The organism is Streptomyces sp. NBC_01549 (assembly GCF_026339955.1).
Classification (GTDB): domain Bacteria; phylum Actinomycetota; class Actinomycetes; order Streptomycetales; family Streptomycetaceae; genus Streptomyces.
Genome location: NZ_JAPEPW010000004.1, coordinates 532,355 through 558,575, shown reverse-complemented (window position 1 = coordinate 558,575; position 26,221 = coordinate 532,355). Strand labels below are relative to the sequence as shown.

General features: G+C 68.9%; 32 protein-coding genes and 3 pseudogenes. 12 read left to right on the top strand and 23 right to left on the bottom strand.

What is annotated here, in order from left to right:
- Nucleotides 1-44: 44 nt before the first annotated feature.
- Nucleotides 45-167 (bottom strand): annotated as a pseudogene (locus OG819_RS53300) (IS5/IS1182 family transposase); the annotation flags it as partial.
- On the opposite strand from OG819_RS53300, the gene OG819_RS53295 reads away from it, so the two are divergent.
- The gene (locus tag OG819_RS53295; RefSeq protein WP_266657486.1) at nt 108-254 is read left to right on the top strand and encodes a hypothetical protein; all 147 of its coding nucleotides are present in this window, start codon (nt 108-110) and stop codon (nt 252-254) included. The pseudogene OG819_RS53300 and the gene OG819_RS53295 overlap by 60 nt on opposite strands.
- Nucleotides 255-603: 349 nt before the next feature.
- Here the strand turns inward: OG819_RS53295 and OG819_RS53290 are convergent, their stop codons facing one another.
- Nucleotides 604-954, bottom strand: coding sequence for a hypothetical protein (locus tag OG819_RS53290; RefSeq protein WP_266657108.1), 351 nt, complete (start codon nt 952-954; stop codon nt 604-606).
- A 705-nt stretch (nt 955-1,659) separates the two neighbouring features.
- Here OG819_RS53290 and OG819_RS53285 point away from each other — a divergent pair.
- Nucleotides 1,660-2,208, top strand: a complete 549-nt coding sequence (locus OG819_RS53285; RefSeq protein WP_266635988.1) for a GNAT family N-acetyltransferase — start codon at nt 1,660-1,662, stop codon at nt 2,206-2,208.
- Nucleotides 2,209-2,590: 382 nt separating this feature from the next.
- Here the strand turns inward: OG819_RS53285 and OG819_RS53280 are convergent, their stop codons facing one another.
- On the bottom strand, nt 2,591-2,878 hold the full coding sequence (locus OG819_RS53280) for a hypothetical protein (RefSeq protein ID WP_266657106.1): 288 nt from the start codon (nt 2,876-2,878) through the stop codon (nt 2,591-2,593).
- The gene (locus OG819_RS58965) at nt 2,872-3,384 is read right to left on the bottom strand and encodes a hypothetical protein (RefSeq protein ID WP_323139475.1); all 513 of its coding nucleotides are present in this window, start codon (nt 3,382-3,384) and stop codon (nt 2,872-2,874) included. Before OG819_RS58965 ends, OG819_RS53280 begins: the two co-directional genes overlap by 7 nt.
- 157 nt (nt 3,385-3,541) lie before the next feature.
- On the opposite strand from OG819_RS58965, the gene OG819_RS53270 reads away from it, so the two are divergent.
- Nucleotides 3,542-4,096: a hypothetical protein gene (locus tag OG819_RS53270; RefSeq protein WP_266635992.1), complete on the top strand. Its 555-nt coding sequence runs from the start codon at nt 3,542-3,544 to the stop codon at nt 4,094-4,096.
- 103 nt (nt 4,097-4,199) lie between these two features.
- On the opposite strand, the pseudogene OG819_RS53265 reads toward OG819_RS53270, so the two are convergent.
- Nucleotides 4,200-4,337 (bottom strand): annotated as a pseudogene (locus OG819_RS53265) (transposase); the annotation flags it as partial.
- Nucleotides 4,338-4,375: 38 nt separating this feature from the next.
- On the opposite strand from OG819_RS53265, the gene OG819_RS53260 reads away from it, so the two are divergent.
- Nucleotides 4,376-4,825, top strand: coding sequence for a MarR family winged helix-turn-helix transcriptional regulator (locus tag OG819_RS53260; RefSeq protein ID WP_266635993.1), 450 nt, complete (start codon nt 4,376-4,378; stop codon nt 4,823-4,825).
- A gap of 492 nt (nt 4,826-5,317) precedes the next feature.
- On the opposite strand, the gene OG819_RS53255 is transcribed toward OG819_RS53260, so the two are convergent.
- From OG819_RS53255 to OG819_RS53245, 3 genes are all read right to left on the bottom strand, one after another.
- Complete coding sequence (locus OG819_RS53255; protein WP_266635994.1) at nt 5,318-5,521, bottom strand: hypothetical protein; 204 nt, start codon at nt 5,519-5,521, stop codon at nt 5,318-5,320.
- 91 nt (nt 5,522-5,612) lie between these two features.
- Complete coding sequence (locus OG819_RS53250; protein ID WP_266657104.1) at nt 5,613-6,308, bottom strand: hypothetical protein; 696 nt, start codon at nt 6,306-6,308, stop codon at nt 5,613-5,615.
- A gap of 143 nt (nt 6,309-6,451) precedes the next feature.
- Nucleotides 6,452-9,697, bottom strand: a complete 3,246-nt coding sequence (locus OG819_RS53245) for a Tat pathway signal protein (protein WP_266657102.1) — start codon at nt 9,695-9,697, stop codon at nt 6,452-6,454.
- 34 nt (nt 9,698-9,731) lie between these two features.
- On the opposite strand from OG819_RS53245, the gene OG819_RS58960 reads away from it, so the two are divergent.
- Together OG819_RS58960 and OG819_RS53235 are read left to right on the top strand one after the other, a co-directional pair.
- On the top strand, nt 9,732-10,097 hold the full coding sequence (locus OG819_RS58960; RefSeq protein ID WP_323139474.1) for a hypothetical protein: 366 nt from the start codon (nt 9,732-9,734) through the stop codon (nt 10,095-10,097).
- A gap of 294 nt (nt 10,098-10,391) precedes the next feature.
- Nucleotides 10,392-10,916 carry a hypothetical protein gene (locus tag OG819_RS53235; RefSeq protein WP_266657100.1) on the top strand — a complete coding sequence of 175 codons (525 nt, stop codon included), beginning with the start codon at nt 10,392-10,394 and terminating at the stop codon, nt 10,914-10,916.
- Between the two features lie 631 nt (nt 10,917-11,547).
- Here OG819_RS53235 and OG819_RS53230 read toward each other — a convergent pair.
- Both OG819_RS53230 and OG819_RS53225 read right to left on the bottom strand, forming a co-directional pair.
- Nucleotides 11,548-12,252 carry a response regulator transcription factor gene (locus tag OG819_RS53230; RefSeq protein WP_266657098.1) on the bottom strand — a complete coding sequence of 235 codons (705 nt, stop codon included), beginning with the start codon at nt 12,250-12,252 and terminating at the stop codon, nt 11,548-11,550.
- Entirely contained in the window at nt 12,249-13,535 is a 1,287-nt protein-coding gene (locus OG819_RS53225; protein WP_266636001.1) for a sensor histidine kinase, read from the bottom strand. The genes OG819_RS53230 and OG819_RS53225 overlap by 4 nt, the downstream gene beginning before the upstream one ends.
- A 132-nt stretch (nt 13,536-13,667) precedes the next feature.
- On the opposite strand from OG819_RS53225, the gene OG819_RS53220 reads away from it, so the two are divergent.
- Nucleotides 13,668-14,234, top strand: a complete 567-nt coding sequence (locus OG819_RS53220) for a methyltransferase domain-containing protein (protein ID WP_266657096.1) — start codon at nt 13,668-13,670, stop codon at nt 14,232-14,234.
- Nucleotides 14,235-14,649: 415 nt separating this feature from the next.
- On the top strand, nt 14,650-15,057 hold the full coding sequence (locus OG819_RS53215) for a hypothetical protein (protein ID WP_266657094.1): 408 nt from the start codon (nt 14,650-14,652) through the stop codon (nt 15,055-15,057).
- Here the strand turns inward: OG819_RS53215 and OG819_RS53210 are convergent.
- Nucleotides 15,039-15,491: a hypothetical protein gene (locus OG819_RS53210; protein WP_266657092.1), complete on the bottom strand. Its 453-nt coding sequence runs from the start codon at nt 15,489-15,491 to the stop codon at nt 15,039-15,041. The two genes, OG819_RS53215 and OG819_RS53210, sit on opposite strands and share 19 nt — an antisense overlap.
- 89 nt (nt 15,492-15,580) lie before the next feature.
- Between OG819_RS53210 and OG819_RS53205 the strand changes: the two genes are divergently transcribed.
- On the top strand, nt 15,581-16,375 hold the full coding sequence (locus OG819_RS53205) for a hypothetical protein (protein WP_266657090.1): 795 nt from the start codon (nt 15,581-15,583) through the stop codon (nt 16,373-16,375).
- Nucleotides 16,376-16,754: 379 nt separating this feature from the next.
- Here the strand turns inward: OG819_RS53205 and OG819_RS53200 are convergent, their stop codons facing one another.
- Complete coding sequence (locus OG819_RS53200; protein ID WP_266636011.1) at nt 16,755-17,585, bottom strand: alpha/beta fold hydrolase; 831 nt, start codon at nt 17,583-17,585, stop codon at nt 16,755-16,757.
- A 193-nt stretch (nt 17,586-17,778) separates the two neighbouring features.
- The gene (locus OG819_RS53195) at nt 17,779-18,444 is read right to left on the bottom strand and encodes a DUF4097 family beta strand repeat-containing protein (RefSeq protein WP_266637316.1); all 666 of its coding nucleotides are present in this window, start codon (nt 18,442-18,444) and stop codon (nt 17,779-17,781) included.
- Between the two features lie 238 nt (nt 18,445-18,682).
- Here OG819_RS53195 and OG819_RS53190 point away from each other — a divergent pair, with 238 nt between their 5' ends.
- Complete coding sequence (locus OG819_RS53190; RefSeq protein WP_266636013.1) at nt 18,683-19,438, top strand: helix-turn-helix domain-containing protein; 756 nt, start codon at nt 18,683-18,685, stop codon at nt 19,436-19,438.
- A gap of 122 nt (nt 19,439-19,560) precedes the next feature.
- On the opposite strand, the gene OG819_RS53185 is transcribed toward OG819_RS53190, so the two are convergent.
- The 5 genes from OG819_RS53185 to OG819_RS53165 all read right to left on the bottom strand — a co-directional run bounded on the left by OG819_RS53185 (nt 19,561) and on the right by OG819_RS53165 (nt 22,155).
- Nucleotides 19,561-19,764 carry a hypothetical protein gene (locus tag OG819_RS53185; RefSeq protein ID WP_266657088.1) on the bottom strand — a complete coding sequence of 68 codons (204 nt, stop codon included), beginning with the start codon at nt 19,762-19,764 and terminating at the stop codon, nt 19,561-19,563.
- A 224-nt stretch (nt 19,765-19,988) separates the two neighbouring features.
- Nucleotides 19,989-20,366 (bottom strand): toxin Doc, encoded by a 378-nt coding sequence (locus OG819_RS53180; protein ID WP_266637318.1) that lies wholly within the window; start codon nt 20,364-20,366, stop codon nt 19,989-19,991.
- On the bottom strand, nt 20,363-20,614 hold the full coding sequence (locus tag OG819_RS53175; RefSeq protein WP_266636017.1) for a YlcI/YnfO family protein: 252 nt from the start codon (nt 20,612-20,614) through the stop codon (nt 20,363-20,365). The genes OG819_RS53180 and OG819_RS53175 overlap by 4 nt, the downstream gene beginning before the upstream one ends.
- Before the next feature lie 389 nt (nt 20,615-21,003).
- Nucleotides 21,004-21,432 carry a VOC family protein gene (locus tag OG819_RS53170; protein WP_266636019.1) on the bottom strand — a complete coding sequence of 143 codons (429 nt, stop codon included), beginning with the start codon at nt 21,430-21,432 and terminating at the stop codon, nt 21,004-21,006.
- A gap of 312 nt (nt 21,433-21,744) precedes the next feature.
- Nucleotides 21,745-22,155 (bottom strand): hypothetical protein, encoded by a 411-nt coding sequence (locus OG819_RS53165; RefSeq protein ID WP_266636021.1) that lies wholly within the window; start codon nt 22,153-22,155, stop codon nt 21,745-21,747.
- An 80-nt stretch (nt 22,156-22,235) separates the two neighbouring features.
- Here OG819_RS53165 and OG819_RS53160 point away from each other — a divergent pair, with 80 nt between their 5' ends.
- Both OG819_RS53160 and OG819_RS53155 read left to right on the top strand, forming a co-directional pair.
- Nucleotides 22,236-22,442, top strand: a complete 207-nt coding sequence (locus OG819_RS53160; protein ID WP_266636023.1) for a hypothetical protein — start codon at nt 22,236-22,238, stop codon at nt 22,440-22,442.
- Between the two features lie 118 nt (nt 22,443-22,560).
- Nucleotides 22,561-22,995, top strand: a complete 435-nt coding sequence (locus OG819_RS53155; RefSeq protein WP_266657086.1) for a hypothetical protein — start codon at nt 22,561-22,563, stop codon at nt 22,993-22,995.
- 54 nt (nt 22,996-23,049) lie between these two features.
- Here OG819_RS53155 and OG819_RS53150 read toward each other — a convergent pair whose 3' ends face one another.
- From OG819_RS53150 to OG819_RS53130, 5 genes and pseudogenes are all read right to left on the bottom strand, one after another.
- Nucleotides 23,050-23,325 carry a hypothetical protein gene (locus OG819_RS53150; RefSeq protein ID WP_266657084.1) on the bottom strand — a complete coding sequence of 92 codons (276 nt, stop codon included), beginning with the start codon at nt 23,323-23,325 and terminating at the stop codon, nt 23,050-23,052.
- A 297-nt stretch (nt 23,326-23,622) separates the two neighbouring features.
- Nucleotides 23,623-24,267, bottom strand: a complete 645-nt coding sequence (locus OG819_RS53145) for a dihydrofolate reductase family protein (protein ID WP_323139473.1) — start codon at nt 24,265-24,267, stop codon at nt 23,623-23,625.
- A 23-nt stretch (nt 24,268-24,290) separates the two neighbouring features.
- Nucleotides 24,291-24,797: an SRPBCC family protein gene (locus tag OG819_RS53140; RefSeq protein WP_266636034.1), complete on the bottom strand. Its 507-nt coding sequence runs from the start codon at nt 24,795-24,797 to the stop codon at nt 24,291-24,293.
- A 3-nt stretch (nt 24,798-24,800) separates the two neighbouring features.
- Nucleotides 24,801-25,133: pseudogene (locus OG819_RS53135) on the bottom strand (ArsR/SmtB family transcription factor); the annotation flags it as partial.
- A gap of 208 nt (nt 25,134-25,341) precedes the next feature.
- Nucleotides 25,342-25,821 (bottom strand): SMI1/KNR4 family protein, encoded by a 480-nt coding sequence (locus tag OG819_RS53130; RefSeq protein ID WP_266636036.1) that lies wholly within the window; start codon nt 25,819-25,821, stop codon nt 25,342-25,344.
- Nucleotides 25,822-26,221 lie beyond the last annotated feature (400 nt).

Genomic DNA, 26,221 nt, shown 5'->3' with positions numbered 1-26,221 from the left:
GGACCTTGAAGTTCCCGGCATTGGATCTTGGCTTACTGATCGTTTCAGAATGAGGTTCGGAGTCGTCTCAAGCAGATGATGCTGCAGGCGAGTTGGAGTAGGCCGAGGTGGAGGTCGACGCGTATCTCGTAGTGGATGCGGAGTCGTTTGAATTGGTGGAGCCAGGCGGATGGGTGGGCCGCCACTTCCTCGCTCTCCTCGGCCTCGCGGCCGCCCTCACCTGCTGCGAGAAGCCCGCGAAACTCACCACGTGAGACATCCTCATAGCTTGACTCTGCCGGGGATCTTGGGGATCCCCGGTCGACCAGCCTGATCAGCAGGCAGGCTCGTTGCTGTGGTGCAGGCCGACCCGGTTGACGAGGTGCGCGTCGTCCGTTCGTCCCCGTTCCGGTGAGCAAGTTCCCTCTCTGAGCACTTCAACGTTCGTAGCCGGGGCAGGGGTTATGCCAGGAAACTTCCATGCCTGCAGTTGATGGCGGCCGGGGTGCGGGAGGCGCCGCTGGACTGAGCTGGCATCAGAAGGCTTCTCGAAACCGAGTGTGAGGCTGGGTTTGTGCTGGTCAGGCGTAGTGCCGGAGTGCGGGAGGTAGGTCTGGTGCGCAGTCAGCAAGCTTGGCGAGCTTTGTTGCGGCGTATGACGAGGCGGCCGAGGACAAAAATCGCCTTCGCCAGGATCACTGCCAGGACGGTTCCGACGACCCAGTGCCTCCACGGACCGGACACCAGCAGAAGTCCACCCAACCCCAGGTGGACGGCCACGACCAGGGCGATGACGGCTATGAGGCCGAGCTTCGCGCCGCGTCGTGGACGGGGCACGGTTTTCTGCGCCGGGGCGGGAGCAGCGGTGGCGGGATCATCGGCGGCTTCGGCCTGTTGCCGGGGAACCTGCAGTGCCTCGCGCTTGCCGATCTTCTTCGGCGACGGCGGAGTCGTAGTGGAGTTTTCGGTGCTCACGATGAGGAACCTCAACTTCTAGGATGGTTAATGCTTGTCTATGACGACAATGCGGAGCGCTGATCTGTGACAGCCAGATCAGCTGGATCAGCCTGTCAAAGCGGCCCTCACCTGGGACATTCCTTCGCTCGGCCCGGTCCGCGACGACCCGCAAGCCGCCCATGGGCCGGGCTTCAAGAAAGTGGCCGGGCTTCAAGAAGGAGGACTTCCACATCCACTGAAAGAACCGCACCCTCACCTGCCCGAACGGCATCACCAGCCCACCCTCGAAACCCACCCTGGGCGACGGACAGCCCCGACTGTCCGTCCTCTTCCCGCGCAAGTTCCCCCGCAAGGCATGCCGGGAATGCGAGGACCGCGTGAAGTACACCGGCAACGCCGATGGCACAGGACGCCACATCCACCTGCTGTCCGAGACGGCGGGGCGGATAGGCGGGGTCTCCCCGGTGCTTCTCCCAGAAGAATTCCAGCGGGTGGACGGCTGGGTGGCGGGCTGCGAAGTCGTGCCAGGCGTGGAAGTCCCGGGCGGCCTCGGCGGCCACGGGCCGACGGGCGGCGCCGAAGTCCAGGAGCCCTCGGGGGCCGCCGTCGCAGGTGCCGGCGCAACCCGCCTCATTGGACCGAGTCCTACGGTCCGGGAAGCGGTTGATCTTTGTACCGGAGTCTGACGCCTCTGCCCGGCGGGCGTGCGATAAGTTGCCCGCCATGACTGAGCTTGGACCTGTCGCCTGGCCGCCTGCCCCGATCAGGACCGAGCGGCTCGTGCTCCGCGAGTCCGAGGCTCGGGACCGTGCGGCGTTCATCGAGTTGTTCGCCTCACCGGAGGTGCATACCTACCTCGGTGGCCCTCGACCGCATGATGAGCTCGAGCGCACGGCGCCTGAGGTGCCCGGGCGGCGCCCAGGCTTTTTCGTGATCGATCTCGACGGAGCGATGATCGGCATGGTCAAGCTCGATCGGCACGACGCGGAGAGTCCGGGGCGCGTCCGTCCGGATGTCGGGGAGGCCGAGCTCGGCTACCTGCTCCTGCCACAGGCGTGGGGACGCGGGTACGGCGCCGAGGCATGCGCAGCGGCACTCGACTGGTTCGCCGACGCGCTTCCCGGCAAGCCGGTGGTGCTGCGCACCCAGACCGCCAACGAGCGCTCGATGCGCCTCGCGGCAAAGCTGGGGTTCACCGAGGTGGAGCGGTACGAGGACTATGGCGCCGAGCAGTGGTTCGGCGTGTGGTCCTCGGTCACGCCGTCTGGTTGAGCTCGAGCTCGACAGCACGGGTCCACGAGGCCATCGATCGGTCGTCGGCTTTCGAGCGGCTGCGACGACGGCTGTTCCGGTTTCCAGCGGCGGGGCAGGACGACGAAGCCCTGGACACCATCGGGCCGGAAGACGATGCGCACGGTGAGCCAGAGGCGTTCGCGGGCCCAGTCCACGAGTTCGCCGGTGTAGCCGCGGTCGGCCCAGACCTGGGTGATCTGCGGCTGGGTGAGACGCAGCCGCCAGAACTACCGCAAGCCGATCGCCGTTGCGCATCGTGCTGCGAGTCCCGCATGCGGGACTGATCGTTCGAGCCGCGTTCGATGAATGCGCCGTATCGGGGCGCCGATTCGCCGTGTCTTCGAGGCGACACGGCGAATCGTCAGTGCGCACTGGATGTGGTCACGGACGCCCCCCGGGCCCCGGCGGGGTCCCGGCTGGTGCGCGCTCTGCTCGTCCTGCGAGTGCGCACGCGGTGCGGGTGGTGCGCCATCGGACTCCTGGTGCGCAGCGCGGCGACGTCGACGGGGCCGGCCTTCTTCCGTACGGGCTCCTCCTTCTGCTGGTCGAAGAGGAACAACTGCTCGGGCAGCGCGGCTTGCCGGTGCGCGAAGCCGTCATACGGGTCACGGTTCGAGCGGCGGGCGGTGCGCAGGCGCGCGCTCAGCACGGCACTGGCGATGACGGCACGGTCGTAGCGCAGCGGGTCGCATGGGACGGGCCACTCCCCCTCGTCCAGCGGAAGGTGCGACGCGGCCGGGTCGGGGCCAGCTTGTGGTCGGGGTCGGGACCGGTTGGCGGTCGGCGTCGTGCGGGTGGTGGGCCGGGTGGGGCCCAACGTGTGGTGTAGAGGCGGTACTCCGGGCTGCGGCCACGCTGGGTGCGGGGCTCAGTGATGTCCGTGCAGTGCGCGGCGCGCGCGGCGTCGACGATCCGCTCGTCCAGGCCCGGCTCGCGCGGGCGGCCGCGCAGTACCAGGGCGAGGTGGCGGCGGGCTTCGGCGAGCAGGTGACGACGGTGGAAGAAGCCGTCGCGGTGCATGACCCACGCGATGGCAGCGATGTCGACGGCCGCCAGGCCGATGTCGGCCACTGCGGCGACCCGGGCCCAAACCGCCCGGGCCGCGGCGCGGGCACGCTCGAGGAGCGAGGTCACCACGTCGACACCGACGGCCAAAATCGCACTCTTCCTCCAGTCGGCGCAGCTGCTCAGCGACGAAGTAGGCGTGCACGCCGGGGATCCGCGCCCGCGTCGAGCACGCCTTCGCGCCCGCACGATCGCTGCAGCTACGCTTCCACGGCACAGTCGATGTTGAGCGAGACCGGGGGAGATCGTGAACCGACCACTGCTGTTCCTCGACGTGGACGGCCCACTCAACCCCTATGCGGCCAGGCCGGAAAAGCGCCCCGATGGCTACACCACGCTCAGAGTGCCCCAGGACAGCGCAACTTCAGACGAACACAGAGGACTCTCGGCCCGGCGGCGCCCCCTGCGGGTCTGGCTCAACCCAGAGCACGGGCGATCCCTGCTCCAGCTCGGCTACGAGCTGTGCTGGGCCACCACATGGATGGACGACGCCAACCGGTGGATCGCCCCGGTACTCGGCCTTCCCGAACTCTCCTTCGTGGACTTCGGCGACGCACTGCTCCAGTACCGGCCCGACGGGGTCCACTGGAAGACCGGTCCTCTGGTGGACTACGCCAGCGGCCGTCCCTTCGTCTGGGTGGACGACGAACAGAGCGATCTGGACCGGGCATACGTGACCGCCCACCACCACGGGCCTGGGCTTCTGCACCACGTCAACCCGCGAATCGGTCTGCGCGCGGACGACTTCCGTACGCTCGCCGACTTCGCCCGATCCCTGGACACTCCACGAGCCGCCGGCTGAGCACGTCACCAGTCCTTCAGAGTGCGTCGCTGAACTCCGGCGAGGCTCTCTCAAAGATCGCGATCGAGCCGGAATCGGAGTCAGAACTGGGCTAGAAAGGTCAGAACGCCAGCAGCTCGGCCTCGTCATCAACGATCGTCTTGACGGCCTTGGGGAACTTCGCGCCGTACTGCTTGGCGAACGCGGCGACGGCTTTGGCCGCGTGCTCGCGGTCCTCGGCGTTGTAGATGTCTTGGATGGCGTTCTTCGCCGCGGCGCAGATATTTAGCGAGGGTGTGCATGCTGATGGACGATCTCCAGCTGGAGTCCCGCCGCTACCTGGCCTCCTACGTCATGTTCAACCAGGCGGTCGCGGACCATCTCAAGCTGCACCCCACCGACGTCCAGTGCCTCAACCTGCTGACCGTCGAGCCCGGCCCGTTCACCACCGGCCGGATCGCCGAACTCACCGGCCTGACCAGCGGATCGGCGACGCGGCTGGTCGACCGTCTCGAGAAGGCCGGCTACGTGGTCCGGCACCGCGACAAGACCGACCGCCGCCGGGTCCGGGTGGAGCCTGTCCCGGAGGCGATGCGGGATCTCATGGAACTGTGGTCCGAGTTGGGCGAGGGATGGCGGGCGATGTTCTCCGACTACACCGAGGACGAGCGCGCCCTGCTGTACCGGCACATGCGGCGCACGGTTGAACTCTCCCGGCAACAGATCGCCCGCCTGCGCGGCGAGGAATGACGGCCGCCCACGCACAACGCTCGGCCGGCAAACCCCGGCCGAGCGCCTGCATGAACTGCTCCCGGCGGCGCCACTGGTGGAACCCAAGATGATCCGCTTCCGTGGCAGCCCGCCACGACTTCCCACCGCGCGCGGCATGCGGGAACGTGAGAACCGGGCCAGAGCTCGGGCCCGGTTGGCGTTGCCGTTCCACGGTGCCGTCAGATTCGCCTGAAGGACGTAAGAGTTGAGCGCGACGTCGTACTCGAAGCGTGGCGAAAGCAGGAACGGCAGGCCGTCGGGCAGACCTATTCTGAAATCGGCCAGAGGTACTCGCCATTTCTCTGGTTGATCGAATCTTGGATGATGTGTTGTGGTGCGGAGTACGAGCGGTGGCGGGATCGGCGGGGTCCTGGTCAGGACGGTTACGGAAGGCTACTCGTCACTCTGCCGTAGCTTCGGGGATACCAGGGCGCGGAACGGCCGCGGGGAGCGTCGCCGGAGCGGCCCGGTTCAGGAGGTGTCGGCTCCCACCTTCGCCGCTGCGGCCAGGTAGGCCGGTACCAAGGGGCGCGGGCGAGTTTGACCTGGCCGGGGGCCGAGCTTGGGTTTCTGGCCGCCGGTGCGGGCGCGGATGGCCGCCAGGCCGTCCATGGTGCGTTCGGACATCAGGACCTGTTCGAACTCGGCGATGACTCCGAAGACTTGGGAGAACATGCGGCCGTGGCGACGGTCTTGGAACTGTCCCGGCCTGGGCCAAGACGGTGGCCGGCGACCAGGACGGACAGCCCCCGGGACCACGCGCCGCTCACTCGCGCTGCGTCGGTAGGCCGGGGCCGATCCAGGTGCCTTCCGGGGGCTGGCCCAACAGGTACTCGGCCCCGTAGGGGTAGCACTTGAAGGCAGGCGACCGGTACGTGGCGTGCCCGCCCTTCCTCGGCGGCGGCAGGACGGGCGGGTCGCGCAGCGCCTCGAAGTCCTGACGTACAGAGGTGGGGAGCGTGTCGTCGGCGAGGTGGTGCGACGCCAGCCGTCGAACCAGCAGTCGGGCGAGTCGTCCGCTGTCGGTGGCGTCGTCGAAGAGCAGGGTGAGGCGGTGGCTGGTGCAGGTGCTCTCCGTACCCTCCTGCTGGGTCTCGACCACCACCTCGCAGTCGTTGAGGAAGCTCTGTTTGGGGCGAAACCCGATGGAGTTGACCCACGGGTAGCGGAGGTGTCCGGCGATCCTGCGGGCTTTGGCGTCCGGCTTGTCGGACACCAGGACCAGGCGGGCGTCAGTGATGTACAGGCGCAGACCGAAGATCCGCCACTCGGTGCTCCTGGTGGCGCGAAAGGCGGCGAGGTCCAGGTCCTCCCGCGTCCACACGGCGCCGCGCACGGGTACGGGACCGACCGCCTCGCCGTCGAAGGGCGTGAACCTGACCTGCCCGTCGGGCCCCAGGCACGGGTACAGGACGTCGTCGCGACTGCCCGACCCGTCCGGAGCGTGCCTCTTCATCATCATGAACGGCTCGTGCGGGGCGCGCCTGGAGGGCTGGGGGCGAACCGGCTTTCCGGTGGGGGCGGTCGGCGCCGACCGGGACGAAAAAAAGGGGGGCAGCACCGGGATACCGGGCTCCCCCCTTCCGGCGCATCAACCTCGACGGCTCACTTCACGACCGCCTTGGTCGCCTTGCTTACCGCCGAACCGTCGTTGTGACCAGTGCGGTGCGCGATCACCTTCACGGTGATCTTCTTGCTCTGCTGTGCCGACTTCAGCACCAGCGAGGACTTGGTGGCCCCGCTGATCGCCTTGCCATTCGCGTACCACTGGTACGCATACGACGTCGGACTGGTGCTCCACGTCCCCTTGGACGCCTTCAGCGTCTTTCCGATCTTCGCGGTCCCGCTGATCACCGGTGGCTTGGCCGACTTGGGCGCGTCTCCCCTCGCGACGGTCACCGCCGCCGAGGTCTCCGACCCGCTCTGCCAGCCGCTCCGGAGCACCGTCACGGTCACGGTGAGCTTCTTGCCGAGCACCGGCGCCGGGATCGTGTACGTCGACGCGGTCGCACCGGAGATCGCCTGCCCGTCGGCCTTCCACTGGTATGTGTATGAGGACGGGACCGCCGACCAACTGCCCGGCGCCGCTGTGACCTGGGCGCCCACCTTGGCCATACCCGTCACCTTGGGCGCGGCGGTGTTCGTCAGCTGGGGCTGGGTCACTGTGAACGTGCCGCGCGGGTACTCGCAGCAGCGGGTGAACACGCTGACGTCCCAGGTGCCGGCGGCTGTGCCCGTCAGGTCGACGGTCGCCGTCACCGACCGGTTGTCGGCGGCGACCGAGTCCGTGGTGGCGGTCAGGGTCCTGCCGCTCCGCGTCAGCCGGACCTCGGTGTCCGGGCCGAGTGCCGTGCCGGTCACGGTCAGCTTGACCTTGCTCCCGGCCACTCCGGTCGAGGGGCTCACCGCGGTGACACCCACCTTGTCCGGGCCGCAGAGCGTTGAGGAACAGGTCAGCTTGGCGCTGTAGGAGGTGCTGGACGCCTTCTCGGGCAGGCTGAGCAGGAACAGGCTCGGGCTCGCCGCCGAGGACGAGCCCCCGGCCGAGCACTGGGTGCCCGATGTCGACAGCGAACAGCCGTTGGTCCAGCTGCTGTTGTAGAGGGCCGCAACCGCCGTCGTGGCGGCGCCGGTGCTGTCCGTGATCTCCAGGCCGAAGCGGTCGAATCCGGCTGTCGGCAGCACCGCGCACACCGCGCTGTGCTGCTCGTCGAGCGTGCCGGTGACCGGCCCGTATCCGTAGGACACCGACGGCACCTTGGTGCACTCAGGTGCCGGACCGTTGGCGGTCGCGATACGCAGGGCGTCCAGGTGGTAGTCGGGCGCGGCCTTCAGGGTGGCCGGAGTCTGCACGAGGACCTCGTGGGTTGTGGATCCTGTGACCGCACAGGAGCGGTTACTGAAGGAGCACTCGGCGCCGCCGTCACCGTCGAACACTGCCAGGTTGGCGGTGCCCAGTGCGTCCCGCACGTTGACGTGTACGACGTCGCCGGCCGCGTCGGTGGTCACCTGGTGGCAGGTCAGGGTGCCGGGTTCACCGTACGGTGCGGACAGGGACGGGCCGCCGACCTTGGCCGCGGCGGTCCTCGCGCAGCCCGCCGAGGAGGCGGTCGCGGTCACGTCACGCCGGGTCAGCGTGTACGTGGCAGCCTGGTTGCGGCCGGTGACCAGCACGGTGTGGGCCCGGCCTGGAGTCAGGCCGCAGGCGGTCCAACCGTTGGTGGTGGCGGTGCGGTCGCAGATCTTCTTGCCCGTGGCGTCCAGCACGGAGAACCTCGCCGGTACGCCGCCGGAGGTGGCGATCAGCTGGAAGACCTCTGCGCCGGTGTGCGCGTGGGCCGGGATGCTCAGGCACTGCGAGAAGACGCCGTCACCGGTGGTCAGCGTGGCCTTCGCGCCGTCGTCGGCGAAGCTTCCGGCGGGCAGCACCGGGCAGTCGTTCGCCTCGTCGGTGCGATGGAAGGCGATCGTGTAGGGGCCTGTGGCGTCATCGCCGGTGTCCTCGGTGTGCACCAGCGCCCGATAGGGAGCCGTACCGGTCAGCGCGCAGTCGCCGCCGGCCAGTTCGGTCGCGTTGCACTGGGCGGCGCCGTCCGCGTCGAAGACCTCCACGTCGACGTCCACCCCGGAGCCGGCGGTCGGGGTGAGCGCGGCGATCCGGGCGCCCTGAGGCGCGTCCAGCTTCAGGCAGTCGTACTGTCCGGATGTGCTCAACTCGCCCTGGTACAGGCCTGTTCCGGTGGCCACGCATCCGGCGTCGTAGGTGCGGTCGAGGACGATCAGGTCGTCCTTGAAGTCGTGGAAAGGGTAGGTGTCGTCGAGGGCCGCGGTGTAGGTGCCTGCGGCCGGCAGCCGGCAGGGGTCGGATGCCCGGCAGGCGATCTTCCCGGCCGCGTCGTACACGAGGACGGGGCTCGTGGATTGGCCGTCGGTATTGTGGACCAGGTGGGGTCCGGCCTTGTCGACGGTGAAGGCGAAGCAGGGGTTGGCCTGGAAGTCCAGGTCCTTGAGCGTCCCGAAGGGGCGCACGGAGGCGCTCCGGCAGCCCTGCGGGTCACTCAACGAGCGCACCTTGACCGCGTACTCGGCGGGGTATCCGCTGCCCGCGTCGGTGACCTGGGAGATCACCCGGTAGGGGCCCTCGCCCGGCAGCACGCAGCTGCGGGTGTCCTCGTTGTCCTCCGTGACGCGCGGACAGATCCGGGTCCCGCTCGCGTCCGTGATCCACGCGACCGTGCCGCCGTAGACCTTGGTGCCGCTGGTGAGCCGGACACGCTCGCCGGGCTTGCCTTCGAAGGCCTGGCAGTCGACCTCCAGCGAGCTCGCCGAGGTCCGGCTCACCGTGGGCTGGTCCCAGGCGGTGCCGGCCGACTCGAAGCAACCTTGGGTGGCCGCGGCGAGCGGGACGACGGTGACGGAGGTGTTCTCCAGGTCCGCCCAACCGCTGTTGACGACCTTGAGGGTGTAGCTGCCGGGCGCGGGCACCTGGCAGCGGCCGCTCTCAAGGAACCGCTCGTCGTAGCAGTCGAGCTCGGTGCCGTCTTCGGCGTACATCTGTGTGTAGGCGTTGGCGCTGTCCTTCAGTGACACCAGGTACAGGCCCGCCGCCGGGGCCGTCACCGTGAAGCAGGCGCTGTCTTGGGGCGGGACGGCCGCCGTGCCGACGGCGGCCTCGGGGTCGCCGAAGGACGCGAGCGCGAGCGGTGTGCACTCCGCGTCGGCTGCGACGGCGGGGCTCGCCCCGGTCAGGGTCAGTAATGAGGCGAACAGCGAGAGGAGTACGGCGAGGACGGCCGCGGCAGCGGCCGGCCTCCCCCGTCTCGCGCGCGGACAGGAGTCGGCGTCGGGCAATGGATCCCCCCTGGATCATGGGTAGTTGTAGGCGATGGTCGCACGGGGGTGTGACAACGCGCTGGTCGCGGGTGCGCGCGGCGTCGCCGATGGCACGGACCCGGTCGACGCGGACCTCGTGGACGCCGAGAGCCCGCATCTCGGCGCAGGCCTGCTCGGCGCGGCGGCCGCCGCCCACATCGACGATGCCGACCGTCACCCGTACGCCGCGGCGTACGGCTTCGACGACGTTGGCGCGCGTCGCCGTGTGGGAGCCCCGGCGTCCCGTGAGCGCGTCGTGCTCGGCGTGCTCGGCGTGCTCGGCGAGGTCCGGGTGCAAGGTGGTCTCTCCCCCGATGAGCTGCACGACCGCCCGCCTCGACATACGAAAACGCGACCGACTCGGCGGCATCCTCCATGAGTACCAACATGCCGCGTGACCTGCACGGACGAAGTTTTCGGCAAGGACAACGCTACCGGCCCGCGCCTCTGAGGAGGGGGAGCTGACCAGTCATGGACGGGGGGCACAGCGGCATGGTCGGGGTAGTGGTCGGGGGGCTCTGGCGGGACGTGCAACTCCAGGATCTCCACCCAGCGGTGCAGACGATGAAGCTGGCTGGCCTGTGCCTGGACCAGCCCTATCAGCGCATCGATGGGTTTCAGGGGTTGGCGGAATCCAGCCGAGTGTCGATGAGCACGCCATAGAGTCCGGCTCATGGATGACTCGTTCGAGACGGTGTTGACGAACCACTGTCCGTTCCAGGGGCGACACGCTCTTCCTGAGGGAGCGGCTGGAATGATCACAGGGGACGAACACGGCATCACAGAACTGCTCTCAGGGGTCTACGCCGACTGCGAATACTGCAAGGAACATGCGGACGCGCGCTTCCAGTGCGATGCCGGGAACGGATACGTCCTTCTCTGTACGATGACCGCCATCTGGCTGTGCTCGCATGCACAGGTGCGCGCCTCTCAGGGGCTGCCCCCGGTCGATACTGCGGACTTGCTGTTCCCTCCTGCCATGCTCAGAGAGTTGAGTCCGCGGACGCGCCGCGTTCTCCGCAGAATCCTGTTGTTCCCTTGCGAGGCTCCCGGTGGCCGGCCTGCCGCTCAGCCGGATCCCTTGGATATGGCTGACGTGCTGATCAACCACACCAACGGACTGGATCGCTGGGACATTTGGCTGGATGCGCTCGATGGAGCTGTGTCGATTGTGATGATGGAGGCATCTCGGGGCTGAAGCGCCGTCGCGTTGTGCTGGCAGGCGCGGCCGTTCGCCATTCTTGGCTCCCCGCGCCGACGGCGAGCGCGCCCGTATCGTCTGTAACGCTGAGAAGCGCGCATGAATGATCAAGTCCGGTCCTCTTCATGGCTGTTCTCAGGTTTCACGCAGGCAAACCGGAGGCCCGAACACCTTTACGAGCTGATCCTCGCGGCGCTCCACACACGGCAAAACCCGATGTGCGTGGCCTCCCCACCGGCCGCGAAACACCGGCTTCGGAGTCGATCCCACCCCCAAAGGACAAGACCGTGCACCGCTTCCCTGCCCATGTCCACCAGATTTGAGCCGGTTCTACGCTTACCGGGCGTCAACCACTGGTTCACTCTCGTTGTGCCTTCTGGCACTGCTTGCCGAACCCGGCCCGTCTGGTGATTCCGGGCCGTCCCGGCGTTGTCGGGGCTGCTTTCCACCCTTCCCGGCGATCCCCGGGTCAGGTTGCCCCCAGCTTCTTCGTGCCCCAGCCGGCGCTGAACGACCGGCCTGGCCACGGATGCTCGTTCGCGGCGGAAGCCGGAGTCGGCCGGTGGGCGGCCGCGACCCCACTCCGCGATCAGGGATCCGGGCCACCCTGCGGGAAATCCGTCGCTGTTCAGTCCCCGACCCGTACCAGCCCGCTCTCGTAGGCGAAGATCACCGCGTGGATGCGGTCCCGGAGGCCCAGTTTGGTCAGGATGCGGCCGAGGTGGGTCTTGACGGTCGTCTCCCCGACGAAGAGGCTGTCGGCGATCTCGCCGTTGGCCAGTCCCCGGGCGACCAGGGCGAGGACTTCCCGTTCCCGCTCGGTGAGAGCCGCCAGGCGGCTGCGCTGGGCGGGCACGGACGCGGGGGCGTGCAGGACGAAGCGTTCGACCAGCCGCCGGGTGAGCGAGGGCGCCACCATGACCTCGCCCCGCAGCACCGCACGGACGGTCACCAGGATCTCCTCGGCGGGGGCGTCCTTGACGAGGAAGCCGTTCGCGCCGGCACGCAGGGCGGCGTAGGCGTACTCGTCGAGGTCAAAGGTGGTGACGACGAGGATCCGGGGCCCATGGGGCTGCGCGCAGAGGTGTTCGGTCGCGGCGAGTCCGTCCAGACCGGGCATGCGTACGTCCATCAGGACGAGGTCCGGCTCCAGGGCGGCCACGCCCGCGATCGCCGCGCCGCCGTCGGCGGCCTCGCCCACCACGGTGAGATCGGGCTGGCTGTCGACGACCATGCGCAGCCCTATCCGGATCAGCTCTTGGTCGTCGCAGATCAGCACACGGGACCGTGACGGAGTGGGAGTTGGGGTCGGGGCCGGGGTCGGGTCGGTCATGGGGTCGCCGTGGTGGACTCGGGCTCGGTGGGGCGCAGGGTGGCGGCGACCCGGTAGCCGCCGTCGGGTGTGGGCCCGGCGTCGACACTCCCGCCGTACAGGGCGGTGCGTTCGCGCATGCCGGTGAGTCCGCGGCCGGAGGAGAGCAGCGGGGCGGGGCGCGCTGCGGCGGCTTCCCCTCCGGCTCCGGCCGAGTTCTCCACCCGGACGCGGACCAGCCGCCCGGGCCCATGGGTACCGGTGTCGACCCGTACGTGGATCGTGGCGTCCGGCGGCGCGTGCTTGACGACGTTGGTGAGCGCCTCCTGCACGATGCGGTACGTCTGCACGGTGAGATCCGCAGGAAGGCCGCCCCGCTCTCCGCGGAGGTCCAGCCGGGCGCGTGTGCCGCTCGTGTTGAGGCGTTGGACCAGCCGCCGCAGATCGGCCGAGAGCGACTCGGTGGCCCCCACGGGATCGCAACCAGAGCTGGGGTCGGGGGCGGGGCCGTCGGCCGAGGCGTCCGCGACGGGAGTACGCAGCACCTCCAGCAGCCGGCGCAGTTCACCCAGGGCCTCACGGCCGGTCGCACTGATGACGCCAAGGGTGCGGTCGACGACGGCGGGGTCGACATGCCGCATCAGCCTGCCACCCTCGGCGTTCAGCACCATCACGCTCATACTGTGCGCGAGGACATCGTGGATCTCGCGGGCGATGCGCGCCCGCTCCTCGGCGACGGCGACCTGGGCCAGGGCAAGGCGCTCCGACTCGGCGAGCGCGGCCCGCCGCTCGAACTCGGCGATGTAGGCGCGCCGGGCACGGACGTACTCGCCGAACACCCAGGCCCCGGCCAGCAAGAGCCCCACCGCGAGCGGGGTGAGCCAGGCACCACGAGCGCCCGGACCCAAGGATTCCCGCTGCCACGAGGGAATCCACAGCAGTACGCAGACGGCGGCACAGACCACCGTCGCCGCCGCTGCGCGGCGCAGGCCACGCACCGTGAGGGTGGCCAGGACCGCGGCCAGGGCGACGGCGCCGCGCCCCGGTTCCTGTCCCCACACCTGTCCGAGATACTGCGCCCAGAACGCCGCCGTCACCAGGGCCGCGACGAGCACCGGCCGACGGCGGCGCCACAGCAGAGGCAGCACCAGGGCCACGTACACGCCCGCCTGTACCCAGACCGGCCGCCATCCCGGCTCCGGGCGGATCACCGGGGGCACGGCCACCAGCACGACCAGCAGGAGGTCCGTCAGCCACGGGTGGCCGCGCCGCAGGCGGGGCAAGGTCTCGATCAGCCGATGCATCGCCTCACGCTACGGCCGGGGCCCGCTCCCCCGCATCGTCCTGGGGGGCGTCATGAGGTCCTACCGCGGTCGTACACGCTCCGGCCGGGGATACGACGTGCGGCTCCCCGGGGCACTTCCAGCATGGCCGCCATGTCAATCACCACCGAGTTCCTCAGACGGCCCCTCATGACCGGTGCCGTGGCGGCCAGTTCACGGCGGCTGGCGCACGCGATGACCGAAGGCATCGGTCTGGAGCGGGCCCGGATCGTTGTCGAACTCGGCCCGGGAACCGGGGTGTTCACCGACGCGATCCTTGCCCGGCTAGCGCCCGACGCACGGCTCGTCGCCGTCGAGCTCAACCCGGTGCTCGCGGCACGGCTGTCGGCCACCCGGCGCGACACACGGCTGACCGTGGTAGCGGGCTCGGCCGCCGAGCTGGCCGCCGCGGTGGGCGAACCGGTCGACGCGGTGGTCTCCGGGCTGCCGTGGACGGTCATGCCGCGGGAACGGCGCGGGCAGATCCTGGACGCCGTGACCGAAGTCCTCGCGCCTGGCGGTCGGTTCACCACCTTCGCGTATCTCCACGCGGCCTGGACTCCTCCCGCCCGTCACTTCACCGCCGAACTGGGGTGCCGTTTCGACCGGTTGGAGCGCTCGGCCGTGGTGTGGGGGAACCTCCCGCCCGCCTTCGCGCACCGGGCCACCCAGAACCCATGACCATGAGTAGGCCGGTGGTGGACCACTTCCCCCCCGTCCGGCAACGAGGCAGCCTGGGTGTCGAGCACAGGCTCATGGCACCCCGCTATGAGTGATCAAAGGCATCCCGAGATCAGCCGCCTGGCAGCCCACTCCGCAGCCACTGATGACCGGGATCGCCAGTACTCCGCAAGGCCCTGGAGCGCAGCAGCAAGGCCGCGGTCGCGAAGTTCGCCCGGTACGGCCGTGAACGCCTCGCTTGCTGAGGATCCGCGACGACGCTGTCGGCAGGTTCGGATATGTGGTCGTGCGGAATAGGGGGGCGGGGCAGCCGGTTCAGCTCGACCGGACCGCGGGAGGTGCAGAGTGGCCCAGGGCCCCCGCATGCCCGCCGAATCCCGTAGCAACGCCTGCGTGCGCTCCCTACAGTCACCGCATGGCCACCGAGGACGAGCACCCAGGTCGGCCCGACATCGCCCCCGACATCGCCGCGATGCTCACCGACCAGACCCGCGCCTGCAAGGCAGCACGCGACGCCATCGCCGCCGGCGGCCAGGTGGTGGTCTGGGACAACGAGGTGCCCCATTGGAGGGTCGCCGGCATCGCCGCAGCGAGACTGAGATGGTCGTTGAAGCGCGGCCTGACGACCATCGGCCTCGACGAGACCGTTGAGATCCTGGCTCAGCACCGCGACGGGCGGTTGCGCACCGGCATCATCGACGCAGCAGACCGGTCGTGGCACTTCACGCTGTACCTCAACGCCGCCGGGACCGAGCTGTGGGCCTGCAGCGGCGTCAAACGCGAGTCGCCTTCGAAGGTGGGCGATCAGAAGCTCCAGCTGTAGAGGCCGCCACCCGTGTTCACCGCAGACGCCGCGAGCCGGGCAACTCCCCGCAGGACCGCCAGTAGATCATCGTCGGTCATGTCGTCCCCGTCCTCGGACCAGAGCCGCGTGGTCCAGCGGCCTGCGAGCTTTTCGAGTTCGGCGGAGCTCGCGTTGGCCAGCGCCCGGGTCAGCCGCTTCGGCAGAGCGAACACCTCAACGCCATCGTTCAAGGGGGCGGTGACCCACTCCGGCCACGCCCAGCCAAGGAGCTGCTCAAGCGGCGGGGCCTCGGCCGAAGGCTCCTCGAAGTACATGTCCCACTCGGCGATGGCACTGTCCGGCTCAATATAACGGCAGGTCACAGACTCAAAGGCCTCACCAGGTCCCCGCAGGCGCGTCGCGGCGGCGGCCTCGTCGTCGGGGGCGAGGAAGAACACTATGTCGTGGGCCATCTGAGCATGATGGCAGCCCGCCGAACTGACGCCGGTGAAGCCACGTGACAGCCATCTCGACCAGTCGCAGGACCAGGACCCTGCCGTCCTTGGCGGCGGCCACTGCGTCTGCAGCCGGCCCGTACGAGGGCGGCTCCCGGCTGTCCTGGCAGCCCACCCGCTACCTTCCTCACATGGAACGGGCCTTCATCCTGAGCAGCCTCGCCGCGAGCGGAACTGGCACCGCCCCGCAGCGACTCACCGAACTTGCCGCCGAACTCGACATACCGGCCGCCGACCTTCTCGTCGTCGCGGGCCACCTGGTGCCGGCGGAACTCCTTCCCCCGGAGCGCGACGCCAGGGTCATGAGGCAGTTCGCATACCGCGTCAGTCACTGCAACCACTCGCAGCTCGCCGCGCTGGAGGCTTTCGTCCGCTCGCTGCCCCGCGTCGCCGCTCGAGAACCCCTCGTGCAGCCGACGTGGCCGGGCCGCCGTCCCGCCCAGACCAGGTTCGCCGCCATGCTCGGCGCGCTGATCCGCAATCGCGGCTTCGGCATCCGCGAACTGCCGTTCATGGGACTGTCCCTCAGCACGTTGCACGGGATGATGTGGCGCTGGGACCCAAGTCCGCACCGCCGACAGCAGCTGTCCGCCGTAGCAGGTCCGCTGGGCTGGACCCTGCCCGATCTCTTCGCGGTCGCCGATGAGCCGTACTCGGAGGGACTCCGCCCGATGCTGCACTGCCGCCACCTCGGGCGGGTCTTCGCGGCGGCCGTCCCCTTGACCACCGCTCAGCTGATCGAGACCGCGGAGGAAGCGGATCGACTGAGCGTGCGTGAGGACCACGGCGTATGGCAGCCCGTCTCGCAGGGCTTTGCCGAGGAGTGCCCGGACTTCCCCTGACAGCAAGCGCCGCCTTGGTGCTTCATGAATCTGAGCTTTCGCCGACAAGGCCATCGTTGTTCTTGCCGCTTTTACCGGGACGGGCCGGGGCTGTCGGCCCGCTTCCGCTTTCCTCCCATTTCCTCCAAAGCGGTTGGGGAGCGACCGGGAGCTGTTCACTGTGGAACCAGTCCAACGTGTGGCCAGGCCACGCGGTCCGGTATTGGCAGCAGTCCACGCGCGGGCTTCAGCCGGGGTCATGATGTCGAGCCGCATGTGGGGGCCCCGAATGGACCGTTCACCGACGTTGATTTCCGATGCGAGTTGCCGACGCTCGGGTCTCACCGTGACACCGGCGAAGGCCGCTGCCTGACTGATCGTCACTGCGCCGGTCGTGTCTTCAGCGCCGGCCGCGGTCGAGGGCGGCGACCTCGCGTACGGCCTCCGCGACGGCCGGGGCGTCCTTCTTGAGGATCGCATCGTGATTGCTGGCGACCTTCGCGCTGATCTTGATGTTCGTGTTGCGGGCGACCACTCCATCGAGGCTGGCGCGGATCCGCTCCTGCTCGTCACCCTTGCTTCCGAGGGACGCCCCCGAAGCGACCACATAGCGCGCCGGGACGGTGATGTTGTCGAGCACGGGGCCCAGCTCGCGCTCGCGGGCGAGCCTGCCGAGCTCGATGTTGCTGTCCGCCATCTGTTCGGCATTCATCCGCGGGGTCAGGCCCGTCGGGCGCAGCAGCGGCAGGAACCAGCTCATCCGCCGAAACGTCTTCCGGATCCGCTGTTCCATGGCCTCGTCCAGCCAGTCGTACGGCTGCGCGCCCTCGACCAGGACCGCGCCCAGGGTGCGCTCCGGATTGCGGCTGGCCCAGTGCGCTGCGACGAACGCCCCGTAGGACCAACCCACCACCAGCGCCCGGTCCACCCCCCGAGCCGCGAGGACGGCATCGACATCCCGGACGGCGGCCTCGAAGGAGTAGTCCGCGGAACGCTTCGATTTCCTGCCGCGGGCCCGCTCGTCGTAGGTGATGTGCCGCCACCCCGTCCCCAGTTCAGCGATGACCCGCTGCCAGTACCCCTGAGTGGCGAACTGACCATTGAGGTAGATCACAGGGATGCCGGGACCGTCGGTGTCGGTGACGGCCAAGGCCGTATCGTCGACCGGCACCATGCCGGTCCACTGCGAACCGGTCTTCGATCCGGTCAAGGAAGTGCTGTTCTTCGTCATGTGTTTCCCCCTGGTCGCGTGAGAGCGTCTTGTCCTACTTCTCCAGGCCCTGCAACTTCTCCAGGCCCTGCGACTTCTCCAGGCCCTGCCATGTCGTTCGCGGGCTCCTCGGGACGGGCGGCCGGGTCCTCGGCGACGACCGACAGGATCTCGATCGCGGTGGGCCCGGCCGGATGGTCCTGGTCCTGCTCGTTCAGAGGCTGCGGGCGGTGATGTCGCCGCGGGAGGTGGTGGCGCGGATGTCGAGTTCGGCGGTGCCGTCGTTCTTGAGGGCGTTGCTGACGCGGCCGTGGTCGGTGCCGGCGTCCAGGGCGGCCGAGACGCCGGCGGCGGCGACGACCGAAATATCGCCGGACTGGGTGCGGAGCACGACCGTGCCACCCACGGCCTCGGCGATCCGGATGTCGCCCCTCGCGGTGCTGATCTCCGCGGAGCCGCCCAGTCGGCCGACCTCGACGTCGCCGTCGACCGCGGTGAGGCGGACACTCGCGGCCTCGTCGATCTTGATCTGGCGGTACGCGCCTTCGAAGGCGACGTCGCCGAGGCGTCCGACGCCGCGGAGCTCGGCGCTGGCGGCCTTGGCCTCGATGCGGGAGCCGGCGGGCAGCTGGACGGTGACCTCCAGGGATCCGGAGGGGCCGAAGAGCTGGTTGTCGGCGGCCTTGGCCGTGATCCGCAGGACGCCGTCGGCGTAGGCGACTTCCGTCTGCTCAGCGGCCTTGGTGTCGCGGCTCTTGGAGGGGTCGGCGGGCAGGACCTCGACGGTGGTGTCGGCGCGGTCTGCGGCGATGAACTGGACGCGTCCGGCGGGGATGTCCAGGACGGCGGAGATCGGGGCGGGGGTGTCGAACTTCTGCATCATGCTCTCCCGTACTCGCTCATTGTTTCTGACTCCGGAAACGCTACGTTGCCTTTCGGAATCCGACAACATGCTGGTTGCGTAGTATCGACATCGATGCAGGTAGAGACCAAGAAACTGTTGCAACGGCCTTGAAGGTAACGCAACGACGGACGCTCTGGTCATTGCAATGGATGAGAGGTGAACGCTATAGTCGGCGGATCGGGGACCGCCACGAAGGATCACCAAGGAGATCGCGATGCCGGGAGGCAGACTCACCCAGCAGGAACGCCAGCAGATCGCGCTGGGGCTGGCCGACAGCCTCCCCTACGCCGAGATCGCCCGACGCCTCGACCGTCCGACCTCGACGATCACGCGTGAGGTGATGCGCAACGGAGGCCCCACCACCTACCGCGCCGACCTGGCCCACCGCGCCACCGAACGCCGCGCCCACCGGCGCAAGCACACCCCGCCTCGAGGGCAGGGGGCGCCGGCGCAGGGCCACGGGCGCGACGACGAGGCCGTGTTGGAGTACGAGGAGGCGTTCACCACCCTCCTGATGCAACAGGGCCTGCCCAAGATGACAGCTCGGGTGCTGACCTGCCTCTTTATCGCCGACGCGGGTAGCCTCACCGCGTCCGAACTCGTCCAGCGCCTCCAGGTCAGCGCGGCGTCCGTCTCCAAGGCGATCGCGTTCCTCGAAGATCAGGGCCTCGTCCGCCGGGAACGCGACGAACGCCGCCGCGAGCGCTACTTCGTCGACGACGACGTCTGGTACCAGTCGACGATCGCCAGCGCCCGCGGCATCGCCCAGGTCGCCGAGATCGCACGGCAGGGCGTCGGTATCCTCGGCCGCGACAGCCCGGCCGCCGCCCGCCTGGAGAACATCGCCCGCTTCAGCGACTTCATCAGCGAGAGCATCCTCCGCGCCGCGGAGCAGGTCCGCGAAGTCCTCTACACGAAACCCGAAACGAAGCCAGGTGACACCACCACACCAGGTTCGGATCGCGGATAGACAGCCGTCTTGATGGTCACAGCCAGTGGTGCCCACCCCGGCCCCTTCAACCTGAGCCGAACCCATCGCGCGCCCGCCAGGCGGCCTCGTTCATGCAGGGGCCGGTGAGGTCGGCAAGTCCCTCATCGCAGCTCCCTGGCTGACCGGGTGGCGGCATCTGCCGAGGTACGGGGGCGGGGCACGGCCACAGTCGGCCCCAGGTCGAGCCAGGCGTCCATGTCCAGACGGAAGGTGCCGTAGGGGTTCACGTTCCACAGGGAGTTCCACGGGGAGTTCCACAGGGAAGCGACAGCCCGTCGGCTGTACGGGTTACGGTGCCGGGCCACCCGGGCAGGTCCTCGCAGTGCGCGGGGCACGGCGGCAGGCGGTTCGCCATGTTCGGCTGAGCCGCACGTACGGCCCCTCCGCAACGGCCTGGGCAGGCCGGCCTTCACGTGTCATCGCTCTCCGGAACAAGGCGGCACCCCACCACCCCAAGGCAGCGCCGTGCAGCGAAAAGCAGCAGCGCCCCGGACCAAGGAAGTCCGAGGCACTGCACGCCGGGGCGCGTTCAGATCCGCCAAGAGCGGATGCGGTCAGCTGCGTCGTACCCGTCGGCGCGGCCGGCGTCGATGTCGCGGGCAAGGTCGATCAGCGCACCGTACGGCGGGTCGACGGTCTCGCCCGCGGCGTCCATGTACGCCGTGACGATCGCGGCGCCGTACAAGGCGTTGCGTGCCGGGAGGGGGCGCAGCCGGATGATGGCATGCATCAGGGCCGCCGCGCGCCAGGCGTTGTCGACGGCGACGCCGACCTGGGGGGTGTTGACCCGGTGGCGGGCGACGGCGGCCACCAGGTTGGAGAAGTCGTGGACCGAGGGGTGCTTGGGCAGCACTTCCGCCTGGCGCTCAAGCAGCCAGCGGATGTCGATGTGGAGCTCCATGGTCAGGCGGCAGCCCGTCCGGAGGCGTCCAGCCGTGCGGGAGCGTCGTCGGGGAACGCCGCGTCGAACGCGGCCGCGTTGTCGGCGACGAACGCGCGGAAGACGTCAGCGGCGCTGTCCAGGCGGGGGTCGCGGAGCGCGTTGTGCGCGGCCTCGGTGATGAGCGCGGTGACCGTGGTGCCCTCGGCTTCGGCCCGCTCCTGCAGCTGCGCGTGGAGTTCTTCGGGGACCCGGATTGTCACTGACTTCGACATGTTCCGACCGTACAGCATGGCGTACAGCACGGGGAGGGGTATGGCGGAACCGGACCCGACGAGGACGCCCTCCCGCATCGCGCCTCGGGTGCCAAGGGCACAGCTGATCAGTGACACAGGTCGGCCCGGCTGCCTGGGAAGACACGGGAGTGAGGACACAGACCGGCGCCGATGACACAGACCCCGCACCCACCTGGACAGGCACCCGGCCCCGCGTGCGCGGCGCGGATCCACCCAGGAAAACGCCGGACCCAGGAGGGGAGCACCCTGGAGGCATCCGCACCGAGGACATCAGGGCGGGGCAGACATACCGCTGCGAGGTGCCGTTCGAGCTCCTGCTCCTGCCCGGTGCCGTCTCAGTTGATCTGGGAGGGCACGTTTCGCGGCTCTCAGTCGATACAGAACTCGTTGCCCTCGATGTCCTGCATCGGGATGCATGAATCATTGCCGTCATACAGCGTTCGCACGTGTACCGCGCCGAGCGGGACCAGTCGCGCGCATTCGGCCTCAAGTGCGGCGAGGCGCTCTTCACCCACGAGTCCGGTGCCGACCCGCACATCAAGATGCAGCCGGTTCTTGGCGGCCTTCCCTTCGGGGACGCGCTGGAAGTACAGGCGCGGGCCCACACCTGAGGGATCACTGCAGGCGAACCACGAATCCCGCTGCTCTGGTGGCTGCGAGGACTTGAAATCGTCCCAAGTGGCAAACCCCTCCGGGGGCGGCGGTACGACGTACCCCAACACCTCGCACCAGAAACGAGCGAGGCGCTCAGGTTCTGCGCAGTCGAAGGTGACTTGGAACTGCTTGATCGATGCCATCGGTCCACCATATTGGCGCGTACTGCTCACCGGGACCCCGGGTTTCATCGCCGTGCGGGTCGAGGTCTCGCGTGACATGAGTAGCGCCAACGGACCAGATCGCATGAGACGACGAGCGAATCGGGCCAGATCACCTGCTCAAGTCAGTCCGCCCAGGTCAGCCGCCTGCCATCGACTGGGTTCGTTGAGAACGGACACTCACAGAGGACCAGGTCGAAGCCGCCGGTGTCCCGTCTCAACGGAGTTCGACCAGTCTCATCGAAGTTTGATCGGGGTGTGGTGGGTCGGTGCGAGGGGGGATCGGATCACCCCCTACGGGCCTTCGGGGCCGGCGTCCCCGGCTTGCGCGGCGGCCGCCGCCTCCAGCAGGGGCCAGCCGTCGACCTCCGTCGACTGCGGCTCCCCCGGCTGCCACCCGCGGGCCGACGCCGCGTCGAGCAGGGCCCGGACAGCGCCCGGTTCGTGCAGGTTCAGGGAGCCTCCCCGGACGTACCCCACATCCCCGGAGCCCATGGGGAACCCGCCCACGTACCGGCCCGGGCCCTCGGCGAAGACGATGCGCAGCGGGCCGCCGGTGCCGGCTGGCTGCGGGTACAGCGTGAGGGTCTCGCGGCAGTCCGCGTACCGGCCGCCGTCCAGCACGCGGTGGCTGTGGCGAAGCGTCCACAGGTACGCGAGCCCGTCGGCGATCAGTCGGCGGGGCTTCTTCGAACGGCGGGGCACGGAGCCGAGGGTACGCGGCCTGATCCACGAGACACCCCCTCAGACCTCGATGAGACGAACAGGACGGTCGTCAGGCTTCGGTGAGACCGGTCAACGTCCGAGGAGACGGGACAGTCCGCCTGCCGCCCGGCCACTGCTACCAGGTCACCGGCATGCTGCTCGATGCCGACGGCGAACCCGTGAAGCTCCCCCGCGTCCCCGTGCTCACCATTCCGGTCCGCCGGCTGCACCCCATGGACACGCCCGTCTCCGTCGGCGACCACGACGCCTCGGTCCAGGACGGCTGACCTGTCTCAATCCGGTCGGCCTTCGGTGAGACACACCCCGGACTGGTAGTTGGCCGGATGCCCACACCCGGTCGCAGGAAAGGACTTGTGGTGGCCGGTACCCACGTAGGGTGCTCGGGTGTTCAATCGGCTTGAGGTCAGTGCGTTGCCACCGGGCCCCCGTTGGGCTGCGCAGTTGCAGTTCCGGATCGACGGCGAGGAAGTGGTGGCGGAGGCGGTTGGAGAGGGAGGCCGCGGCCCGTTTGCGGAGGAGGCGCTGCCCGCCGACGGTCACGGTTCCCTCTGGGCGACCGGCGAGGGGCGACGTGTAGTGATGGGCGAACCTGAGTGCACGGGTGGCTGCTGTGGCTACCTGTCCGTGTTCGTGCAGCGTCACGGCGGGATGGTGGAGTGGTCCGATTGGCAGGTGCCCATAGACAAGGTGCGGCCTCCAGCGTTTTGTTTTGACGCCGATCAGTACGACGCCGAACTGACCCGAGCACTGACAGACCGGCCGTGGCAGGTCTACAGGAGTGATGGACGCGCCGCCGGTCCTGTCCCTGGTGGCGCGTGACCGTCAGGCTGTGCGGGTGGCTGAATGGCTACGCGTCCGTGAGATCGATGACGGCTAGGGCCGGCGGTTGCTGCGGACTGTCCGCCGCGGCACGGGCCGCTCGCCGTCGGGGTCGACGGCGATACCCGACGGATTCCTGCCGACCAGGATGCGCGCGACTTCCGAGCGCGCGTGCGGGTCGACGACCGTCACAGTGCTGCGGGGCCTACGCAGATTCCGCAACGATCCGGCGACGCCCGGATTGGCCAGGTAGACGCGGTCCCCGAACGGGCTCACCGCGATAGCACGAGGAGCCTCCTTCAGCATCATCGGCTGCGAGTTGATCCGCACCGGCGCCCCCTAACGGCACGAGTCCGGGCCCGAATCCTTCCATCGCCGCTTCGGTAGTGCCGGAACCCCGGCGCGGACAGTTGGGTGGATGGTATGCGCTTCAGGCGATCGCTGCGGCGTCAGGTGCGTGCTCTCGGTGTGCCGGGCACAGACCCTCGTACTGGATGTACTCGGGTCTGTGCCCGGTGCGGCGAGTGGGGGCACCTCCCATGCCCTTCAGGCAGTGGGGCAGCGTGCATGGCATCGCAGGGCAGACGGGAGTTTGACGACAGGGCCTAGGGTGGAGTGGTGGCGCGGCTACCGTGGGTGCACGGCGTAGGTCAGGTGCGTCACCCGCGACGACGGCTCCGAACGGACCGGCTCCAGCGCGACCCTGGACGCGTCCACGCCGTCGAACAGGCGGGTGCCGGCGCCGAAAAGCACCGGTGACAGCGTGATCGAGAACTCGTCGACCAGGCCGGCGTTCAGGTACTCCAGGATCGTCGCGCCGCCGCCGGCGATGCGGACGTCGCGGTCACCGGCGGCCTCACGGGCCTGGTCGAGGGCGTGCTCGATGCCGTCGTTGACGAAGTGGAACGAGGTGCCGCCGGGCCGCTCCCACGGGTCACGCTTGGTGTGCGTCACGACGAAGACCGGGGTGTGGAAGGGCGCCTCCTCCGGCCATGACTGCTCGCCGAGGTCGAACATGCGCCTGCCCATGACGCTCGCGCCGGTGCGCTCGAACGTCTCCCGCGCGATGTCGTTGTCGCGGCCCTCCTCGCCGCCCTCGCCCAACTTCAGGTTCTCCCGGAAGAACCGCAGCGGGAACACCCACTGCTGCAACTCCGTCCACTGCGCCATCCAGCGCTGAACGTCCGGGTCGTCCTGCTTGTCGGGCGCGAAGAGCTCGTCTTCAACGGGCACGGACTCGGGCGCGATGAAGCCGTCCAGCGACAATGACACGCTGAAGAACACCTTCCCGGCCATCAGCCCTCCGCCCCCTTCCGCGCGAGGTCGGTGACGTAGTCCGCCAGGCTGCTCAGGGTCTGCTGCCCGCCCTCGATCGCGTGGTACTTCTCGACCGCCTCGTCGCGCAGTTCCTTGGTGGGGAACACCGTGCGCATCACGATCCGGGTCGCCGTGCCGTCCGGCGCGAAGGTCAGGACCGACTCGAAGGCGTTCGGGTCGTCGCGGGACTCACCGTGCAGCAGCTCGATCCGCTCCGGCGTGGCGATCCGCAGCCAGCGGATCCACTCGGAGTAGTCGGTCCCGTCCGGCCCGTGCAGTACGAAGTCCCACTCCCCGCCCTCGCGGAACTCGAAGGACCGCGTGGTGGTGGTGAACCCCTCCGGACCCCACCACCGCGACAGGTGCCGGACCTCGGTGAACGCCTCGAACACCAGCTCCCGCGGGGCGTCGATGACCCGGGAGACCACGATCTCCCGGTCGGCCGTCGCCGGCTCCCCCCGCGCTTCTTGTCTTGCCCCTGCCATCGGTCATTCCTCCTGCCGTGTCTGCTTGAGGTCCTGCACGTAGGTGTCCAGCCGGTCGAAACTCTCGTTCCAGAACCGCTCGAATCCGCCGGTCCACTCGTGGACCGGCCGCAGCCCGCGGGCGTCCAGGCCGTAGAGGCGCTGCTTGCCCGCCCCGCGGACCCGCACCAGCCCCACCTCCCGGAGCACCCGCAGGTGCTTGGACGCCCCCGGCTGGCTCATCCCCAGCTCCTGGGCCAGGTCGGTCACCGGCCGCTCACCCGCCCGCAGCAGCGCCAGGATCTCCCGGCGCTGCGGCTCCGCTATCGCGTTGAAGACGTCCGACGTCGTCGCTGCTAGTGCAGTTGGGCTGTGCCTGAGTGTCTAACTGCGTGACAACGCCAACGCACAGCAGCGGACAACCGCGCACACCTATGGACCATCGCAGCAAGTGAGAGGCGGACTTGCCCAAGGTCAAGGGCCCGCCCAAGTTGCTTCGGGACGAAGCGGCTGCGGGTTCAAATCCCGCCACCTCGACAGGGAAGTACCAGCTCAGGGCAGTGGGTCAGCTGATTTGCGAAGCGGGTTGGCTCTCCAGCAGTGCTTCCACTGCCAGGGTTCCTACCAACGCGCCAGTCAGCCATTCCGCGAGGTCGATGCCCTGGGGCCAGAGCTCTCCTTCATGGGTGCACCACATGGCGCCCGCAGGATCGCGGAAGTCGACCAGCGACCAGACGGTGCAACCCCAGTCGTAGATCAGCACCAGGCCGGCGGGGATGCAGCCGGACGGATCCGGACCGTCCTGGTACAGCTCGGCAATGTCCCAAAAGTTGCCCTGCGCACGCCCCCCGCATACTCCCAGGATTCCTTCGGCCGGGCCGAACCCGCCGTTGGCGACTTCGAGGTACAAGCGTCGCAGAAGGGGAGGCAGCGGGAACCCGATGACTTCTTCCGCTTCGGCGACAGCCTCCCGTGTCGCGGGCGCTGGCAAGGTCCCCGCCCGGGCTACGGTCCGCAACGCCTCGACAACCTCATCATCAGTCACCGGCTCAGCCTCTCAATCCGGAGCGGTGGAGGCCATGCCTTCGAGTGCTGGAGTCAAGCGGTCACTCGCCGCTGTGGGCCGACACCGATCGCTGGGCCGTCCCTGGGCCGTGCGAGGCCGCTCGGCAGTGACCGGCGGCGACAACCAGTGACAGGTCAGCTACCAGCGCGGCCGGTGAACGGCCAGGTCACGGGCGCCCGGCCGAACGGGTTTCCTTCGAGGGATAGCCGTCAGGCAAGATGGGGTGTCTCTTGCCATATAGGCCAATCAGTCGATATCCGGCACTGACTGCCTCTCCGAGCCGTCAAGGCCAGCCCTGCTACGTGGCAGCGCAGTGGCGCGCTGCGGCAGCAACAAATGAGTCCATGGCCGTTCTGGACACCTCTGCTCTCTGCTCCAA

Coding starts and splice junctions, on each gene's coding strand:
- OG819_RS53170 (WP_266636019.1), bottom strand. CDS start 21,432: ATGGCATCGATCAAGCAGTTCCAAGTCACCTTCGACTGCGCAGAACCT.
- OG819_RS58960 (WP_323139474.1), top strand. CDS start 9,732: ATGGTCGCACGGGGGTGTGACAACGCGCTGGTCGCGGGTGCGCGCGGC.
- OG819_RS53285 (WP_266635988.1), top strand. CDS start 1,660: ATGACTGAGCTTGGACCTGTCGCCTGGCCGCCTGCCCCGATCAGGACC.
- OG819_RS53195 (WP_266637316.1), bottom strand. CDS start 18,444: ATGCAGAAGTTCGACACCCCCGCCCCGATCTCCGCCGTCCTGGACATC.
- OG819_RS53260 (WP_266635993.1), top strand. CDS start 4,376: ATGCTGATGGACGATCTCCAGCTGGAGTCCCGCCGCTACCTGGCCTCC.
- OG819_RS53140 (WP_266636034.1), bottom strand. CDS start 24,797: ATGGCAGGGGCAAGACAAGAAGCGCGGGGGGAGCCGGCGACGGCCGAC.
- OG819_RS53220 (WP_266657096.1), top strand. CDS start 13,668: ATGTCAATCACCACCGAGTTCCTCAGACGGCCCCTCATGACCGGTGCC.
- OG819_RS53190 (WP_266636013.1), top strand. CDS start 18,683: ATGCCGGGAGGCAGACTCACCCAGCAGGAACGCCAGCAGATCGCGCTG.
- OG819_RS53225 (WP_266636001.1), bottom strand. CDS start 13,535: ATGCATCGGCTGATCGAGACCTTGCCCCGCCTGCGGCGCGGCCACCCG.
- OG819_RS53230 (WP_266657098.1), bottom strand. CDS start 12,252: ATGACCGACCCGACCCCGGCCCCGACCCCAACTCCCACTCCGTCACGG.
- OG819_RS53250 (WP_266657104.1), bottom strand. CDS start 6,308: ATGATGATGAAGAGGCACGCTCCGGACGGGTCGGGCAGTCGCGACGAC.
- OG819_RS53175 (WP_266636017.1), bottom strand. CDS start 20,614: ATGTCGAAGTCAGTGACAATCCGGGTCCCCGAAGAACTCCACGCGCAG.
- OG819_RS53200 (WP_266636011.1), bottom strand. CDS start 17,585: ATGACGAAGAACAGCACTTCCTTGACCGGATCGAAGACCGGTTCGCAG.
- OG819_RS53255 (WP_266635994.1), bottom strand. CDS start 5,521: ATGTTCTCCCAAGTCTTCGGAGTCATCGCCGAGTTCGAACAGGTCCTG.
- OG819_RS53215 (WP_266657094.1), top strand. CDS start 14,650: ATGGCCACCGAGGACGAGCACCCAGGTCGGCCCGACATCGCCCCCGAC.
- OG819_RS53210 (WP_266657092.1), bottom strand. CDS start 15,491: ATGGCCCACGACATAGTGTTCTTCCTCGCCCCCGACGACGAGGCCGCC.
- OG819_RS53235 (WP_266657100.1), top strand. CDS start 10,392: ATGGATGACTCGTTCGAGACGGTGTTGACGAACCACTGTCCGTTCCAG.